Source organism: Acinetobacter sichuanensis (genome assembly GCF_003024515.2).
GTDB lineage: Bacteria > Pseudomonadota > Gammaproteobacteria > Pseudomonadales > Moraxellaceae > Acinetobacter > Acinetobacter sichuanensis.
In genome coordinates, this window is record NZ_PYIX02000002.1 from 246357 (window position 1) to 261607 (window position 15251).

17 protein-coding genes are annotated in these 15251 nt (G+C 34.9%); 9 read left to right on the plus strand and 8 right to left on the minus strand.

Features of this window, described 5'->3' with window-relative positions; genetic code table 11:
• Window positions 1–4 precede the first annotated feature (4 nt).
• From C9E89_RS02625 to glyS, 3 genes are all read left to right on the plus strand, one after another.
• Window positions 5–472: a hypothetical protein gene (locus C9E89_RS02625; protein ID WP_107006886.1), complete on the plus strand. Its 468-nt coding sequence runs from the start codon at window positions 5–7 to the stop codon at window positions 470–472.
• A 90-nt stretch (window positions 473–562) separates the two neighbouring features.
• A complete protein-coding gene (gene glyQ, locus C9E89_RS02630; RefSeq protein WP_107006887.1) occupies window positions 563–1555 on the plus strand; it encodes a glycine--tRNA ligase subunit alpha in 993 nt (330 codons plus the stop codon).
• Window positions 1555–3624, plus strand: coding sequence for a glycine--tRNA ligase subunit beta (glyS, locus tag C9E89_RS02635; RefSeq protein WP_107006888.1), 2070 nt, complete (start codon window positions 1555–1557; stop codon window positions 3622–3624). Before glyQ ends, glyS begins: the two co-directional genes overlap by 1 nt.
• A gap of 47 nt (window positions 3625–3671) precedes the next feature.
• On the opposite strand, the gene C9E89_RS02640 is transcribed toward glyS, so the two are convergent.
• From C9E89_RS02640 to C9E89_RS02650, 3 genes are read right to left on the minus strand one after another with little or no spacing between them, the layout of a single operon-like run.
• Entirely contained in the window at window positions 3672–4394 is a 723-nt protein-coding gene (locus C9E89_RS02640) for a retron system putative HNH endonuclease (RefSeq protein WP_107006889.1), read from the minus strand.
• Window positions 4391–5857 (minus strand): AAA family ATPase, encoded by a 1467-nt coding sequence (locus tag C9E89_RS02645; protein WP_107006890.1) that lies wholly within the window; start codon window positions 5855–5857, stop codon window positions 4391–4393. The genes C9E89_RS02640 and C9E89_RS02645 overlap by 4 nt, the downstream gene beginning before the upstream one ends.
• Window position 5858: 1 nt before the next feature.
• On the minus strand, window positions 5859–6806 hold the full coding sequence (locus C9E89_RS02650; protein WP_107006891.1) for a retron St85 family RNA-directed DNA polymerase: 948 nt from the start codon (window positions 6804–6806) through the stop codon (window positions 5859–5861).
• A gap of 324 nt (window positions 6807–7130) precedes the next feature.
• On the opposite strand from C9E89_RS02650, the gene C9E89_RS02655 reads away from it, so the two are divergent.
• Complete coding sequence (locus C9E89_RS02655) at window positions 7131–7514, plus strand: hypothetical protein (protein ID WP_107006892.1); 384 nt, start codon at window positions 7131–7133, stop codon at window positions 7512–7514.
• A 21-nt stretch (window positions 7515–7535) separates the two neighbouring features.
• Here C9E89_RS02655 and C9E89_RS02660 read toward each other — a convergent pair whose 3' ends face one another.
• Window positions 7536–7994, minus strand: coding sequence for a hypothetical protein (locus tag C9E89_RS02660; RefSeq protein WP_116746683.1), 459 nt, complete (start codon window positions 7992–7994; stop codon window positions 7536–7538).
• 129 nt (window positions 7995–8123) lie between these two features.
• Here C9E89_RS02660 and C9E89_RS02665 point away from each other — a divergent pair, with 129 nt between their 5' ends.
• Window positions 8124–8729 carry a hypothetical protein gene (locus C9E89_RS02665; protein ID WP_107006894.1) on the plus strand — a complete coding sequence of 202 codons (606 nt, stop codon included), beginning with the start codon at window positions 8124–8126 and terminating at the stop codon, window positions 8727–8729.
• 401 nt (window positions 8730–9130) lie between these two features.
• On the plus strand, window positions 9131–9724 hold the full coding sequence (locus C9E89_RS02670; protein ID WP_107006895.1) for a hypothetical protein: 594 nt from the start codon (window positions 9131–9133) through the stop codon (window positions 9722–9724).
• An 82-nt stretch (window positions 9725–9806) separates the two neighbouring features.
• Here C9E89_RS02670 and C9E89_RS02675 read toward each other — a convergent pair whose 3' ends face one another.
• On the minus strand, window positions 9807–10502 hold the full coding sequence (locus C9E89_RS02675) for a TetR/AcrR family transcriptional regulator (RefSeq protein ID WP_107006896.1): 696 nt from the start codon (window positions 10500–10502) through the stop codon (window positions 9807–9809).
• Between the two features lie 292 nt (window positions 10503–10794).
• Here C9E89_RS02675 and C9E89_RS02680 point away from each other — a divergent pair, with 292 nt between their 5' ends.
• Complete coding sequence (locus C9E89_RS02680; protein ID WP_107006897.1) at window positions 10795–11181, plus strand: hypothetical protein; 387 nt, start codon at window positions 10795–10797, stop codon at window positions 11179–11181.
• Here C9E89_RS02680 and C9E89_RS02685 read toward each other — a convergent pair.
• On the minus strand, window positions 11174–12436 hold the full coding sequence (locus C9E89_RS02685) for a hypothetical protein (protein ID WP_107006898.1): 1263 nt from the start codon (window positions 12434–12436) through the stop codon (window positions 11174–11176). The two genes, C9E89_RS02680 and C9E89_RS02685, sit on opposite strands and share 8 nt — an antisense overlap.
• Before the next feature lie 120 nt (window positions 12437–12556).
• Here C9E89_RS02685 and C9E89_RS02690 point away from each other — a divergent pair, with 120 nt between their 5' ends.
• Window positions 12557–13336 (plus strand): class I SAM-dependent methyltransferase, encoded by a 780-nt coding sequence (locus tag C9E89_RS02690; RefSeq protein ID WP_107006899.1) that lies wholly within the window; start codon window positions 12557–12559, stop codon window positions 13334–13336.
• Between the two features lie 23 nt (window positions 13337–13359).
• Window positions 13360–13905 carry a hypothetical protein gene (locus C9E89_RS02695; protein WP_107006900.1) on the plus strand — a complete coding sequence of 182 codons (546 nt, stop codon included), beginning with the start codon at window positions 13360–13362 and terminating at the stop codon, window positions 13903–13905.
• Between the two features lie 79 nt (window positions 13906–13984).
• Here C9E89_RS02695 and C9E89_RS02700 read toward each other — a convergent pair whose 3' ends face one another.
• Both C9E89_RS02700 and C9E89_RS02705 read right to left on the minus strand, forming a co-directional pair.
• Complete coding sequence (locus tag C9E89_RS02700; protein ID WP_107006901.1) at window positions 13985–14392, minus strand: protease inhibitor I42 family protein; 408 nt, start codon at window positions 14390–14392, stop codon at window positions 13985–13987.
• Between the two features lie 117 nt (window positions 14393–14509).
• Window positions 14510–15085 (minus strand): hypothetical protein, encoded by a 576-nt coding sequence (locus C9E89_RS02705; protein WP_107006902.1) that lies wholly within the window; start codon window positions 15083–15085, stop codon window positions 14510–14512.
• Window positions 15086–15251: the final 166 nt, after the last annotated feature.

Consider the following 15251-nt stretch of genomic DNA (forward strand, 5'->3'; position numbering starts at 1 on the left):
AATATTGAAAAAAACAAACCATCATTTCACTATTAAAGTGCTTTTTCTAAAACTTCAGGTCAATCATTCTCAAATCAAAAAATGTTTAACGATTGCACCTTTTTATCCTTTGGCTTTCTATTATCTTTTGACTAATTTAGCACTTCTGATCCAAACACAATTTGCGTTAGAAACCTTTGGCATGTTCATCATGTTATTACCTTTTGTTGTAGGTGCTTTAATTTTTTACTTCATTCTCATTTATGCTTTTATCTATGCTATTCAACTTTTTTTACACAAGTACTTGTTTATCAACTTTTGGACGATTCTTTTTTCAGCAATCCTCCTCTCCGCTATTTTTATTTTGCTCGGCGTCAAGGTCTTACACTTAGAATTAAATGATTTATGCTATCTATATTTATTCTCAGTTCCAACAGCCATCGGCTACTGGTTTTTACTTTTGAAAGAACATCATAAAAACACAAATGCTTAAATGACAATTTTATAGACTAACCTTTGCCACTCTCCTGCAAAATCCTTATACTTAGAACCAATTTTTTCTAATACTTATAGTGGATGCTGCATGAGTCGCGCCATATCGCATATTGATACATTCCAAGGCTTAATTCTTGCCTTACAAAACTACTGGGCTGAACAAGGTTGCGTCGTGTTACAACCTTACGATATGGAAATGGGTGCAGGGACATTCCACACAGCAACATTCCTTCGTGCGCTTGGTCCTGAAACATGGAACGCTGCATACGTACAACCATCACGTCGTCCGAAAGATGGACGTTATGGTGAAAATCCAAACCGTTTGCAGCACTATTACCAATTCCAAGTGGTACTTAAACCAAACCCTGACAATATCCAACAGCTATACCTTGACTCGTTAAAAGCAATTGGGATCGACACGTTGACTCACGACATTCGTTTCGTAGAAGACAACTGGGAATCGCCAACACTCGGTGCTTGGGGCTTAGGTTGGGAAGTTTGGCTCAACGGTATGGAAGTGACTCAGTTTACTTACTTCCAACAAGTCGGGGGTGTTGAATGCTACCCTGTGACGGGTGAAATCACTTACGGTTTAGAACGTTTGGCAATGTACTTACAAGGCGTAGATTCTGTTTACGATTTGGTTTGGACTAAAGGTCAGTTCGGTACTGTAACTTATGGCGATGTATTCCATCAAAATGAAGTTGAACAATCGACTTATAACTTTGAATACGCACCTGTTGAAAAAATGTTTGAGCTTTTCGACTTCTATGAAGCAGAAGCAACCCGTTTAATCGAGGTAAAACTTCCACTTCCTGCATACGAGCAAGTCATTAAAGCCTCTCACTGCTTTAACTTATTGGACGCTCGTGGCGCGATTTCTGTGACTGAACGTCAGCGTTATATTTTACGTGTACGTACACTGGCACGTGCCATTGCACAAAGTTATGTTGCCGCACGTGCCGAGCTTGGTTTCCCAATGGCTGAACCACATTTACGTGATGAAGTATTGGCACAGTTAAAAGCACAAGTTGAAAGCGAGGCAAAAGCTGAGAAAGTTGAATCTAAGGAGAGCAAATAATGTCTAAACATACAGTATTGTTCGAATTAGGCTGTGAAGAACTTCCACCAAAAAGCCTCAAAACTTTACGTGATGCGTTGACTGCTGAAACTGTAAAAGGCTTAAACGATGCAGGTTTGGCTTTTGATGCGATCGAAGCCTATGCAGCTCCACGTCGTTTGGCTTTGAAAATTGTCAATGTCGATGGCGCACAAGCAGACACTCAAAAACGTTTTGATGGTCCTGCAAAACAAGCGGCTTTTGATGCTGAAGGTAAACCAACTAAAGCCCTTGAAGGCTTTATGCGTGGTCAAGGCATCACTGTAGATCAAGTTTCAACTTTCCAAGCAGGTAAAGTTGAAAAAGTTTGCTACTTAAAAGACGTCAAAGGTCAAAGCCTTGACGTTTTATTGCCACAAATTTTACAAACGGCTTTGGATAATCTGCCAATTGCAAAACGTATGCGTTCAGCGGCAAGTCGTACCGAATTTGTACGTCCTGTAAAATGGGTAGTTTTACTTAAAGACAACGAAATTGTGGATGCAACCATTCAGGATCATAAAGCAGGTAACGTGACTTATGGTCACCGTTTCCATGCACCTGAAGCAATTACATTGGCAAACCCAGATGCATACTTAGATGCACTTCGTAAAGCTTATGTAGTTGCAAACTTTGAAGAACGTCAAGCAATCATTGACGGTCAAGTCAAAGCTTTGGCTGATGAAGTGAATGCGATTGCAATTGTACCTGCTGACTTACGTGACGAAGTGACTGCATTGGTTGAATGGCCAGTTGCGCTTCGTGCAAGTTTTGAAGAGCGTTTCCTTGCTGTACCACAAGAAGCTTTGATCACCACCATGCAAGACAACCAAAAGTATTTCTGTTTGGTCAATGCGGACAATAAACTTCAACCTTACTTCATTACCGTTTCAAATATTGAGTCTAAAGATCCGACTCAAATCATTGAAGGGAATGAGAAAGTTGTACGCCCTCGTTTGTCGGATGCTGAGTTCTTCTTCTTACAAGATCAAAAGCAACCGCTTGCCTCTCGTAAAGAAAAATTGGCAAACATGGTATTCCAAGCTCAATTGGGTACGCTTTGGAATAAATCTGAACGTATTGCAAAATTGGCTGTAGCATTGTCGGCAATCACAGGTGCAAATCCTGCCGATGCTGAAAAAGCGGCACTGCTTGCAAAATGTGACTTAACTTCCGAGTTGGTGGGTGAATTCCCTGAACTTCAAGGCATTGCAGGTACTTACTATGCACGTCTTGAAGGTGAAAATGATGAAGTAAGCGAGGCTTTAGGTGAGCAATACCTACCGAAATTTGCGGGTGATGTTTTACCGCAAACTAAAACAGGTACAACCATTGCCCTTGCAGATCGTTTAGACACGCTCACAGGTATTTTCGGGATTGGTCAAGCGCCTACAGGTTCGAAAGACCCGTTTGCACTGCGTCGTTCTGCGATTGGTATTTTGCGTTTGGTGACTGAAAACAATCTTGATGTTTCGATTGAAGAACTGATCAAGCTTGCTTTAACTGCATATGGCGATGTTGTGAAAGATCACGACAAGACTTTGGCAGATGCAGTTGCATTCCTTGAAGGTCGTTATCGTGCGAAGTATGAAGACCAAGGTGTTGAAGTTGATGTGATTCAAGCGGTTCAAGCGCTTTCTCCAAAATCTCCTTTAGATTTTGATAAGCGTGTAAATGCCGTGAATCATTTCCGTGACTTGCCTGAAGCTGCTGCGCTTGCTGCTGCGAATAAGCGTGTTGCGAATATCTTGGCTAAAGAAGCTGAGCCTACAGGTGAAATTGTTGAATCTAAACTGGTTGAAGATGCTGAAAAAGCACTTTATGCCGAGATTCAAAAATTGCTTCCTGTGGTTCAACCGCTTTTGGCTACGAAAGATTATACTGAAGCGCTTTCTAAATTGGCTGCTTTACGTGCACCGATTGATGCGTTCTTTGATAACGTAATGGTGATGGCTGAAGATGCTGAGTTAAAAGCCAATCGTTTACGTATCCTTGCGCAGTTGCGTGGTTTGTTTACGGCTGTGGCGGATATCTCGGTGTTGCAGCACTAATTGATTAGTGAATAAAAAAACCCGCTTCAGCGCGGGTTTTTTATATTTTAGTAAGAAACATAATCTAGTTTACATGTATAAAACTTCATATTTGTCGCTGTATCAGCAAACAATGCTTCTCTTAAAAAATCTAATGCTTCTGGAAGGCTTAAACCACCATCAGTTAAACTCTTAAATTGGATTTCAATTGCTGCTCTTACCTTTCCTCTAGCTTTCAGTAAATAAGTTTTTTCATTTAGGTTAAGTCGATCAATTGAACTTTGTGCCATTATTTTGAACTCTTCTGGACATTGAGCTGATACAATAATTTTCCCATCAGTTTCAAAGGTAAATATTTTTACTCCCTCTGGAATATGTAAAGGATTGAAGATAATATTAGTCCAATCTTTTTCACCTTTATCTGCATCACAATGCCTATTTTTTTTAGAAGTAAAACGCTCATCCTCCTGAAATAAACGTTGTGTTCCACCATGACAACACCCTAGTAAATTAGACCATGTTAAATGAGCATTTTCTCCATTTGGTAAAGGGGTTTGTTTCTTAGGATAGAAGTGCTCTACCCTAAAGTCTTTGATATGTGCCTCATCCGACACATGAAAATCAATTTCACAGTAACAACAAATTCCTAATTGATCACTTTTGATTGTATTTTGAACTATCTCATGTGCTTTTTGTGCTTCATCACCAAAGTTTTTCCAAGTAGCATCAGGATTTTCTGATAAATATTCCGCAAGCCCTTCTGGACATAAAGATTTAGAAATGTGTCTCATTTTTTAGACCGCTTAAAAGCTCTTAAAGAGATTTCTATATCAATTTTATCTAATTCAGTTTCTTTATTTTTTCCCCATCTATCTAATCTTGTACGTAGCTCTTTAGCCTCCTCTGAGTCCCATTCATCATTGTTGACCAATTTAATATATTGATCTAACCATTTTACTTCTTCTACATCTTGAGGTCTTGGATCTACATAGAAGACATCTTCTAAAACTACATTTGACTCCGCACCTTTTGTAAATTTAGGTATCTCATATTTAAATGTATTTGTTTCATGATCTATGCATATAGAACGAATGCATTCAGCTTCTACTGTTGTTAAAACATGGGGACTATGAGTAGTCATAATAAATTGAAGGTTCGGGAAAGAGTCTCTTAAAATAAGAATAATTTTCTGTTGCCAACTAGGGTGTAAGTGCAGTTCAATTTCATCTATAAGAACAATTCCTCTACCATCAAAAGGCGTATCAGATACATCATTGAGTAAAAGCAAACGTCTTGCAATGTCTCCTATTAAACCAAACAAAACTCTTTGTCCATCAGAAAATTGGTGTAAATAGATTTGCTCATTTTCTAACTCTATAACTACCTTATCCTTACCATCATCTTCATAAATAAGCTTTATTTCTTTTAGTTCGGGATAAATCTTTTTAAATAAAATTTCTACATTTTGAATTGCTTTTTTAGCTTTCATATTCTTTACATTTTTTTCTTGCAAATAGGTATTTCCTTCTTTTGCAAGTTTTAATTGCTGTACTAACCAAATAATTAGCGTATCAAACGATGTTTTATCATTTAAAGATAACGAACTATCATAACCCTCAATTTTCCCAAACTCTGAACTTTTTGATTTTTTTCCTGTGGCTTGTATACGATCTATGCCATAAAAAGCAAATAATGGTAAATCAATATTTTGATACGTATTCAATATACGAAAGTTTCGCCCTAATTCACGGTATTTTGTTAACTCACTTTTTAAATCACTTATAACTCCATCTGGTGGAGTAGCAACACGTCCCTTACATTTATAATTTTTTCCTATCTGAAATTCACAATCAATATATGCTCCTTTATCTTTGTAGAAATTATTTACTTCTTCTTTTGTATCAATAGTCCCACCATTTGTATTATCTTTACGTGTAGTTGCAGCTATCCACATTAAATTTTTACGAATAGCTTCTAATAGGCTCGTTTTACCAACTCCATTTTCACCAATAAATACTGTCAAATTCTGATGGAGAATAATATTTAGTTCCAAGACTTTTTTAAAATTTGAAATAGTTAGTTCATTTAAATAAAAATTTGATTGAATAATCGAAATAGCATTTTCAAAAGCATCTAGAGCTAATTTTTCATTTTTTTCAAAGTCAGGTGCACCATCTTTGTAATTCTGAAATACTTGAACTGCAGCTTCAAAATTTCCCTTCTGTGCATTTTTGACTAAATGATGAGTACTCATATCAATTTCCTAATCGAATTTTTTGAATTACACTTTGAGTATATTTTTGCTCAAGAGATATTAAAAAACTTGGCTCAACATATTTTATAAATCCTAAATAACCTCTGAGATAATTTAAATCTTCAAGAGTTATTTTTTCTTCTATAAAGTTATGAACTAAATGTTTAATATAGCGTTTTTTCTCCCTACCAATCGAAATATTATTATCATTGGTAATCGTTAAACCAGTAACATGCCTATTATGTTTTTTCGATGAAAAAGCTGTTTTAAATTGATTAATTTGAATTTTTGTTCCATAAAACTGTAAGAGAGTACCTCTTACAATATCAGGAACACTAAATAGAATACCAGATGTACTTGTTGAAAAAGTTAAATCATCAGCATAACGTGTATACGTAATTCCATTCTTTTTGCAATATTCATTCAATACTTCATCAAATGAGTACATTACAAAATTAGAAATAAATGGTGAACTTGGTGCACCAATACTTAAGACTAGCTCTTTTGAATATTTGTTTTCACACCAAAATAAAATTTTTTCTAGTGTTTCTTTATCTGCCCAATTTAAATCTATCTTTTGACGTTCACACCCTTCAAAAAAAAGTTTAGGTGTTATAGAGTTAAAAAAATCAGTAAAATCCATTTTGAGAAAAAAAGAATTTCCTGAATGTATTAAAGCATTTGTTTTAATATCCCTTCCTTTCATATATGCCATACAGCAATCATGAATCAGAAATGTAGTCTCAAAAATAGTTACGATTGTTCTTTGATAATCTTTTAACTGACGCATCGGTTGAGCAATTTTTCTTGTCCCCGAAGTTCTTTTAGGTATCTCGTAAGATCTATATTTTCTCGACGCACCTTTGATAAACGACTCAAACCCTTCTTTTGACTTATGAATTTCCATGTGATGTTCTATCAAATACTGGGTAACATCAATGTTTGACATAATCTATCCTAATTAAAAAGCTCAGAGAGATACGGTATCTCTCTGAGCTAGATACTCTTTACTTTAGAGCTAAAGTTTCAATTGTTTGCGAGAACCGAGCGAAGAATTGAAACTTTAGGTCTGCAGTATTGCAATGAGTTTCATCAATAAGTTAGAGTCTGGCTAAACACCCGACTAGACTGTTAAGTCCTAAAGCTAAAGAGCTTTTATATAATAAGCCAATGAATCAATTTGCACAATCCAAACACTTTTCAAAATATTTAGTCTTGATCTATCACTATATTTTTTAGATAGTTATATAAACTTCAATCAAATGTAAATACCATGAAAATCTCTCTATTAATTTCATCAATTTTAACAACATTCGCCCTCACCGCTTGTTCAACCACACCAACAAATCCTAATGCTCCTATTGTCATCGAACAACACAAAAACATCTCTGTTGAACCCACAACTAAACACAACCTCGCTCGTCTCATTCAGCAAAAAGACAACTGCGTGATCGAATTTACAGGCAACTTTGAAACAGGCAAAGCCACGGAACACTGGATCTTTAAAGGCGATCAACTCATTTCAGCATTTTCAAATGTAAATGCCGAAGTAGAAAATAAACAAACTGTTTTTGACATTCAAGATACTGAAAAACTGAAAAATTTTGCAGCCTTACAAAAGAATTTTAAAGCAAAAAACTTAGAAAAATGCCAATAATCATGACAGAACTACTTTAAATTAAACCTTTGAAGTAGTTCTTTTTCCATTCATCTTTAAAATATAAAGAATTGGATAGAACCACAAAAATAGCGCAAATATTCCCACAACAACAATCACAAAAAATGGGGGTATAACATCTCGAATTTGATCATAAATTTTCATTAAACCTAAAGTGTCTGTATTAAATAATACCCCTATCATTAAAAATAAAATCATATGAGGAACAATAAAATGAACAATTTTTAATGATAAAAATTGATAAAATTTTACAAACCACAAGCTCGGTATTAAATAAATGAATAGGACGATCAACCTGATCATCCATGTTAAAATTTGATAACCAAGGCTTAAAGAATTTTCCCCACCACAACCACAGGCAAAGCTCGGTTGTAAAAATAGAATCGGGATAATCAACCAAAATATATTTAAATATTTAATTTTTATCATTTCTAATTTCTCAATGATCTTCTTATACATGTAGACTATACAACAGCTTTGTTTTTACTCTGTATCACTTTGCTTACAGAACCCATGTCACTACTTTTTTCACAGTATGATACTAACTAAACACGTCATGAACCTCTATATCTGAAGGAAGAAGTCACAATGAAAAGTATTAAAATTCTGTCTTTTGCTACTGCCATTTTGGCAACATCCTCAATTTATGCAGAAACAAAAACACCACCACCTTATGGTGATAACCCAAATATTTTCAAAGTTTTAGCACATAAGACAGGTGAAAAAGTTCAAAATACTGCTGAGCGTGTGGGTGCTGCTGCTGAACGCGGTGTAGAAAAAATTAAACCGAAAGTAGACAATGCATGGGAAGAAACTAAAACCTTTTCAGAACAACAAACTGAACGTGCAAAAATAGGTGTACAAAAAGGTGCGGAAAAGGTGACAGAAACGGCGAGTAATACCCGAGATGCTATAGTCGGAACAAATAAAGGAACTGTTCCTATTGAACGTGGGCATTTAAGTCAGTCTGCTACAACAACTATCGTGACGCCGCAAATAACACCGACTACAAGTAATCATTCTTCAGTAACAAACCCAGCGACCACACCAACAACGACACAAATCTCAACAGAAACTGCGGTTACCATAGACCCAACTCAGCAGCATTTAAATGAACCTGTAGAACCCGAGATCAGTAAACTTTCTTTGCCAACTCCTCAATCGAACAAAAATAAAGAAGATATTCCACAATAATCAGTTAGAGCAAAATGATCATATTTATTTAATATTTATAATAGTTTTAAGTAAATTTGATCATTTTTAATGTTTTGTTTTAAGGGTCATACAATCGTTTAAAAATAAAACAATAACGATACAAAACAATAGGTTAAATAAAACAGCATCACATTAATAAATGTAAACTTATGTAAATTTCAAATAAAAATATAAAGCCAATAAAAAATATAACAATATGAAAATAAATAAATTATCCTATTAAAAACATCTTATAACCACCTTATACTTATGTAGTCTTATTGTGGTAAAGATGTATCATTTTATCTCTTTTTCACACTTAGAAAGAGCTTGGTTTTAACATGCCCGCCTTATTATTGGAGTACGTTGTCAGTACTCCTCACATTGAGGAAAGTCTTATCATGAAAAGCATAAAAACAACTTTGGTCGCTGCAAGTGTATTGGTTTGTGTTCCTGCTTTTGCTGAAACAACTACAACACCTGTAACTAAAGCACAAGTTGCAGTTCAAAATACTCAAGCGAAAGCTGAACAAGTTCAAACTGCCGTTGTGACTAAAACAGTAGAAGCGAAAGATGTGACTGTTGCTAAAACTGCTGAAGCGAAAGATGCGACTGTTGCTAAAACTGCTGAAGTGAAAGACGCGACTGTTGCTAAAACTGCCGAAGTGAAAGATGCTGTTGTTGCTAAAGCTGCTGAAGCGAAAGACGCGACTGTTGCTAAAACTGCTGAAGCGAAAGACGCGACTGTTGCTAAAACTGCTGAAGTAAAAGACGCAACTGTTGCTAAAACGACTGAAGTAAAAGATGCTGTTGTAACTGAAACAACTGAAATCAAAGATGCTGTTGTAGAAAAAGTAGAACAAACAAAAGAAGTTGTAAAAGATCAATCTGAAAAAGCACAAGGTTTCTTTTCTAGATCATGGGAAAAAACAAAGAACTTCTTCCGTGGTACACCTGCAACTACAAGCGAAAAAACTGTAAAAGCGGGTGCTTAATATCCTTCAAATATTTTGATTGATATCATAAAAAATCCTTCATTTCATTGAGGGATTTTTTATACATGACTTAGATCTAGATTTAGCCTTCATCCACCGCTAATAAATAAGCATTATCTTTTAAAGCAGCCAAGTAACTCATCGCAATTCGATAAGATTCCTGAATAATTTTTTCAGAAATATAATTTTCATTATAATAACCATGTTTCATACAGGTAAATACCAACTCCATGAGAATCGTTAAGCTATCTGGTTGCTGTGGTACATAATGATCAACTTTAATCATTTCTAATGCCTTACGTACACCAACACTCACTTTTTTCAATTCAACTTGATATTCTAAATAAGCTTGACGTGTAAACGGTCCACTTAAAATAATTAAACTCGCCACTTCAGATTCATTAAAAAAATGTGCAGTTGTTTGAATCATACTTGCAGATAATTTTTGCCCATATTCATCAATTGAAGCTTTAGGATGTTCACTTAAGACTGCAACTGCTGCATGACCTATTCGTGTGACGAGAACATTTAAATGCATCAAAGCAATATGACGTAATAAATCATACTTTGTAGGAAAAAACTGATAAATACTGGTGCGAGGTATGCCCACAGCATTTGCAATTTCTGGAATAGAAATACGTTCAATACCCACAGCTAATAATAACTCTTGTGTGGTTTGAATGACCATTTGCATACGCTTTTGAGTACGTTCTTGCTTAGGTTGCGCTGTTTTTTTTCTTATTTTTTTTAATACTGAAGTTGCCTGTGCCTTGATCATAGTGATTTCCTTAACTTTTTTGCATTCAATATTATTGAGTTATCTGCCATTTCCTATTGGCTATTTCACAGTCATTCACTGAAATTTAGTGTATGTAAAATATTTAAAATTTATCGTTATGATGTACATAACAGCATACAATCTTTATAAAATTAGACCATGCTTCATCTAATATAACATAGTCCCATCATGTGGATAGTTTACAAATAGATCATCACGTCATTCTCTTTTTTAAAACTACATAATATCGGAATTTATAGTGACTACACAGCAAAAATATAGGCTCTATTTAATGATTTTAATGTTATCAAGCTCAGTGTGTTATGCAGAAAAAGTTTTGCAATCTATTGATAATATTGAATTATACCCAACTACCGAAGGCAATCAATTTAAACTCTCTCAGCTTAAACAAGGCTGTAAAATTGAAGCGCATTTTTTTGGCGAAATAGGCAAAACTCAAGAAAATTATATTTTTAAACAGCAAAATTTACTTTATGCCGCACGTTACGAATATCATTACAGCAAAGGCGGCTTAACAAATCTATCGGAAAATAAAGGCAATTTTAAAACTCAACGACAGCGTATTGAGTTAAACCCTCAATCCTCTCAAACCATTGCTGACTTTCAGCAATATCTTGCCTTATTTTCACCGCTAGAACTTAAAAAGTGCTTTAGATAATGGTATATTTTTCAGTATCCTGCACACTTTCAGCATCAAAATAACAGTTACCTGCTTCATCACAACGCATATATAGATTTTTATAGCTCAATACATAAAAATCTGCACATTTTTTAATAACAATCGGATTCATATCCAAAGATAAAGCATCATCGTATTTAAATAATTTAGTCACTCGACGGTCATTCATACAAATTAAATAGGTTTGCTTTTTAACTTCAATTTCGACTAAACCACTATTTTCAACATTCAGTGGAATAATATATTTTCCATTTACATCAATAACTTGCTGATTGTAACTTTCAAGTTTTTGGGTAATAACATTAAATACAATAATATTGCCAAAACAGTCCTGTAACTGAGTTTTTTCTTCGAAAGGCAAGTTCACTTGAATGCCAAGCTTTTGTAAATCTTGCTCATCAACACGTTTATTGGTCAATAAAATACGGGTGATGGTCTGTTTTAAATTCGCATCAAAAAACGTGCTATCAAGCTGTAAATCAATCCCTTTTAATATTTTCCCTAACGCTTCATTATGTGTACCCAAAAGATGAGCAATCACACTACGATAGTAAAATTTACTGTTCTTTTTGACTTCACGAATTTGTTTATAAAAATAAGTCTGATCATAAGGATATTCAATAAAATCATGCAATAACGCTGAGTTTGCTAAGACAGCAATTGCATCATGTCCTGTATAAGGCAAATGCAACGTATGCAATTGTGGAATCCATGGTTTTATTTTTAAATAATGCTCTTTATCATTTTCAAAATACGGATCGTAAACAATAATATATTCACAATTTTCGACAATATCCTGTGCCTGAATACGCATGTCTGCATTTAATTCAGCATCATAAAAGTCGGTATAACGCTTATCTTCAACTTCATTCGGATCAATCGAATATTGCGGCACCATTGCCACGACACGTGTCATTTGCAATGGTTTGGAATATTTAATCGCAGCATAACCGCCCATTGAACCGCCATAACCCACGATTTTTTTAAATTGTTTTAAAATAGGCTGCAAATGCGCTAATAGCGCATTCATGCTTGAGGCAGGAAACCATGATTTTTGTTTTGGCATAATACCAACAACACTATAATCATATTTCATTAATGATTTTTCAGCATTAATCGACAAGCCTTTAGCACGAGTAATTAAGTCACCAAATGACAAGACCAAAGTATCTGTTGAACCTTGTAAATAAATTGCTCGAATGTGATCGTCTTCAAAAATGATTTGCTTGTCCATTGCAATACCGAAAAACGGCTCTCTTATCTTTAGTTAAAATTAAATAAATAGATAACTTGCCTATTCATCGTATTCAATGTCATATTTTATAGAGTCTGCACAGATAAAAAAGCGCAAAATATGACACATTCTTTACATCCTGCCGCACAAAAAGGCTTTAGTTCTGCTGCTGAACTATATCAACAAGTTCGTCCAAATTATCCATCTGAAATTGTTAATTGGCTAATTGATGAGCTGAAAATCCAATCTAACTCGACTGTGGTTGATTTAGGTGCAGGAACAGGTAAGTTTTTGCCTTATTTAAAGCAAGTAAGCCATCAAATTATTGCGATAGAGCCTGTGGCAGAAATGCTTGCTCAACTAAAAAAAAGCCATCCAGATGTCCAAACCTTACAAGCAAAAAGTGATGATATTGCACTTGCTTCAGAAAGTATTGATGCCATTTTATGTGCTCAGTCTTTTCATTGGTTTTCAAATATTGAAACTTTAAATGAAATGCATCATTTATTAAAACCACAAGGTCATCTTGGTCTGATTTGGAATCAGCGTGATGAAAATGTGCCATGGGTTAAAGCATTAGCCGACTTAATTGCACCCTTTGAAGGAGATACACCTCGTTATCATAGCGGTGATTGGAAAAAAGTTTTTGAACACCAATTTTTATTTAAGCTAGAAAGCTTAAAATTATTTTCACAAATTCACAAAGGAACAGTTGAAAATGTAGTCAGTAAACGGCTATTGTCAACGAGCTTTATTGCCGCTATGCCCTCCACACAACAGCAACAACTAAAACAACAATTTGAAGCTATTATATTGGAGCATACAGGTAAATATGCACATGATGAGATCGAGTTTCCTTACGTCACTTATGCTTATCATTTTAAAAAGCAAACCCTATGAATATTTTAAGGAGTTTTAGTTTCATGCACCTTTTACGCCCTTTGACTTATATTTCAGTACTCCTAAGCGCTGTCCTGATTGGTGCATGTTCATCGGAAAATGATCCTAAAAATAAGACCGACCAGACCACGAAAAGTTCTGATGCTGTCATGACAGAACTCAAAACTAAGCCTATTCAAAATTTCCCAAGTACGCCTAAAGATGCAGCGGACATTACTTTACTTGATGAATATCAAGAAAAATATGATGCCATGAATGAAGCCTTAGAAGCTGATTTAGAAAAAATGGATGCTGAAGGTACATTAACTGAGGAAATTGACCAACAACGTAAACGAGATAGCATTCAATCTGCTTTAAATATGTTAAAAGACTTGGATTTAAAAACTGAACAAGGTCGCTATATTCAAGGCTTACTTTATCAATACTGGGAAAATCAAGCCAAGACCTTTGACCAAAAAGCTGACAAATCAAATCAAGATGATGCTTCACTTGAGTCAGTACGTGGCATGAGTGATTTATTGACGGCAGAAGCTCAGCTTGATAATTGGAAAACCAAAACAACCAAGTAAAAATTTAACATTCAATATTTATCGTTTGATCTCAATACCGAGCTGCTGTCATCTTTGCCAGCAGCTTTATTTTTATATTTTAAGAAATACGAATACGACATTGCCACTGTTGATTGGGTTGTTGACTAGACTCCCAAGGGCGTACATGAATCAGCTCAATATAATCTTGCCCTGCTTTTAAAGCAGTAAAACGAAATACTTTTGTACCACCTGCACCTACAGTTCCTTCTTCAACATCATTTTGTAAAAAAGTTTCTTCTATTTTAAAGTTTTTTAAAGGTTGGACTAATTTCCATTGATAACCAGTACTTGGGTTTTCAGGCGCAGAAAAAACCAAAGTTTCCCCTGTATTCATTTCCATTAAAGTTGGGCAGCTTTGTTTTACAGTGTATTGATGGGTTTTACCATCTACTGTGGGGCTTGTACTTTGGCAAGCTGTTAAAGCACACCCCATAAATAGCACTGCAACCGCAAAAAAACCTTTCATTAACATTAACTCTTTTACATAACATGATTATTTTTCAAGCATAGAAACCTTAGCATTTTTCAGGATTTGTCTCAAACGATCATTCAAAAAAATTCATTTATCTCTCGCTTGATGTACTTATATATTTTGTTTTTCTACCCATTGAATTGAGTCAACACGAATTAACTTACATGCCCCATCACCTATTCCGTTCCAATCAAGTGCAGATTTCCAAACTAAATCTTTATCATTAATCTGTACCAAATCACCTGTTAAACGCACAAGATCACCACGCTTTACTTTCTTAATTTCTTGGGCAATTTTTGGATTGGCAGGAATAATATGCATATTACTCACCATTTGTGTGGCAAGTTTTGGTGGGATAGGTGGACGTGCCATTTTCCAATTTAAATAACGATCATATTGGTTAATAGAAATTTGACGGGCAATTTCAGGCTCAGTAAAAATGCCACGTGTTACAGCATAATCAATAGGTGAAAACTTTGCTTGTTCATCATCTTGATATTCTTTAGATCCTAAAATACGAAACTCACCATGAAAAGGCTCAAGCACAGAAATTTTTTGATCTTTAATAATAGGCGCTAAACCATTGGCAATATTATATTCAGCAGAGTGAGATTCAACGGATTGAGAGGCATTCACAGCTGCTGAACATAATGCCAAAACTGCTGCACACCATAAATTCCGTGTCATAAATGCCTCCTAAAAAATACATATTCAAATTTAAGCTTTAGTATCCCCCATGAAAATTAAAATAAAATCGACTTTAAGTAACAAAATATAGAAATTTCGTCACTTTTTTGTCTTATATTTAAGTCTATATTTTCGTTAGAATATTTTTTTAATAATAAAACTGTGA

Coding starts and splice junctions, on each gene's coding strand:
- C9E89_RS02700 (WP_107006901.1), bottom strand. CDS start 14,392: ATGAAAGGTTTTTTTGCGGTTGCAGTGCTATTTATGGGGTGTGCTTTA.
- C9E89_RS02705 (WP_107006902.1), bottom strand. CDS start 15,085: ATGACACGGAATTTATGGTGTGCAGCAGTTTTGGCATTATGTTCAGCA.
- C9E89_RS02690 (WP_107006899.1), top strand. CDS start 12,557: ATGACACATTCTTTACATCCTGCCGCACAAAAAGGCTTTAGTTCTGCT.
- C9E89_RS02670 (WP_107006895.1), top strand. CDS start 9,131: ATGAAAAGCATAAAAACAACTTTGGTCGCTGCAAGTGTATTGGTTTGT.
- glyS (WP_107006888.1), top strand. CDS start 1,555: ATGTCTAAACATACAGTATTGTTCGAATTAGGCTGTGAAGAACTTCCA.
- C9E89_RS02640 (WP_107006889.1), bottom strand. CDS start 4,394: ATGAGACACATTTCTAAATCTTTATGTCCAGAAGGGCTTGCGGAATAT.
- C9E89_RS02680 (WP_107006897.1), top strand. CDS start 10,795: ATGATTTTAATGTTATCAAGCTCAGTGTGTTATGCAGAAAAAGTTTTG.
- C9E89_RS02655 (WP_107006892.1), top strand. CDS start 7,131: ATGAAAATCTCTCTATTAATTTCATCAATTTTAACAACATTCGCCCTC.
- C9E89_RS02660 (WP_116746683.1), bottom strand. CDS start 7,994: ATGTATAAGAAGATCATTGAGAAATTAGAAATGATAAAAATTAAATAT.
- C9E89_RS02675 (WP_107006896.1), bottom strand. CDS start 10,502: ATGATCAAGGCACAGGCAACTTCAGTATTAAAAAAAATAAGAAAAAAA.
- C9E89_RS02685 (WP_107006898.1), bottom strand. CDS start 12,436: ATGGACAAGCAAATCATTTTTGAAGACGATCACATTCGAGCAATTTAT.
- C9E89_RS02665 (WP_107006894.1), top strand. CDS start 8,124: ATGAAAAGTATTAAAATTCTGTCTTTTGCTACTGCCATTTTGGCAACA.
- C9E89_RS02650 (WP_107006891.1), bottom strand. CDS start 6,806: ATGTCAAACATTGATGTTACCCAGTATTTGATAGAACATCACATGGAA.
- C9E89_RS02695 (WP_107006900.1), top strand. CDS start 13,360: ATGCACCTTTTACGCCCTTTGACTTATATTTCAGTACTCCTAAGCGCT.
- glyQ (WP_107006887.1), top strand. CDS start 563: ATGAGTCGCGCCATATCGCATATTGATACATTCCAAGGCTTAATTCTT.
- C9E89_RS02645 (WP_107006890.1), bottom strand. CDS start 5,857: ATGAGTACTCATCATTTAGTCAAAAATGCACAGAAGGGAAATTTTGAA.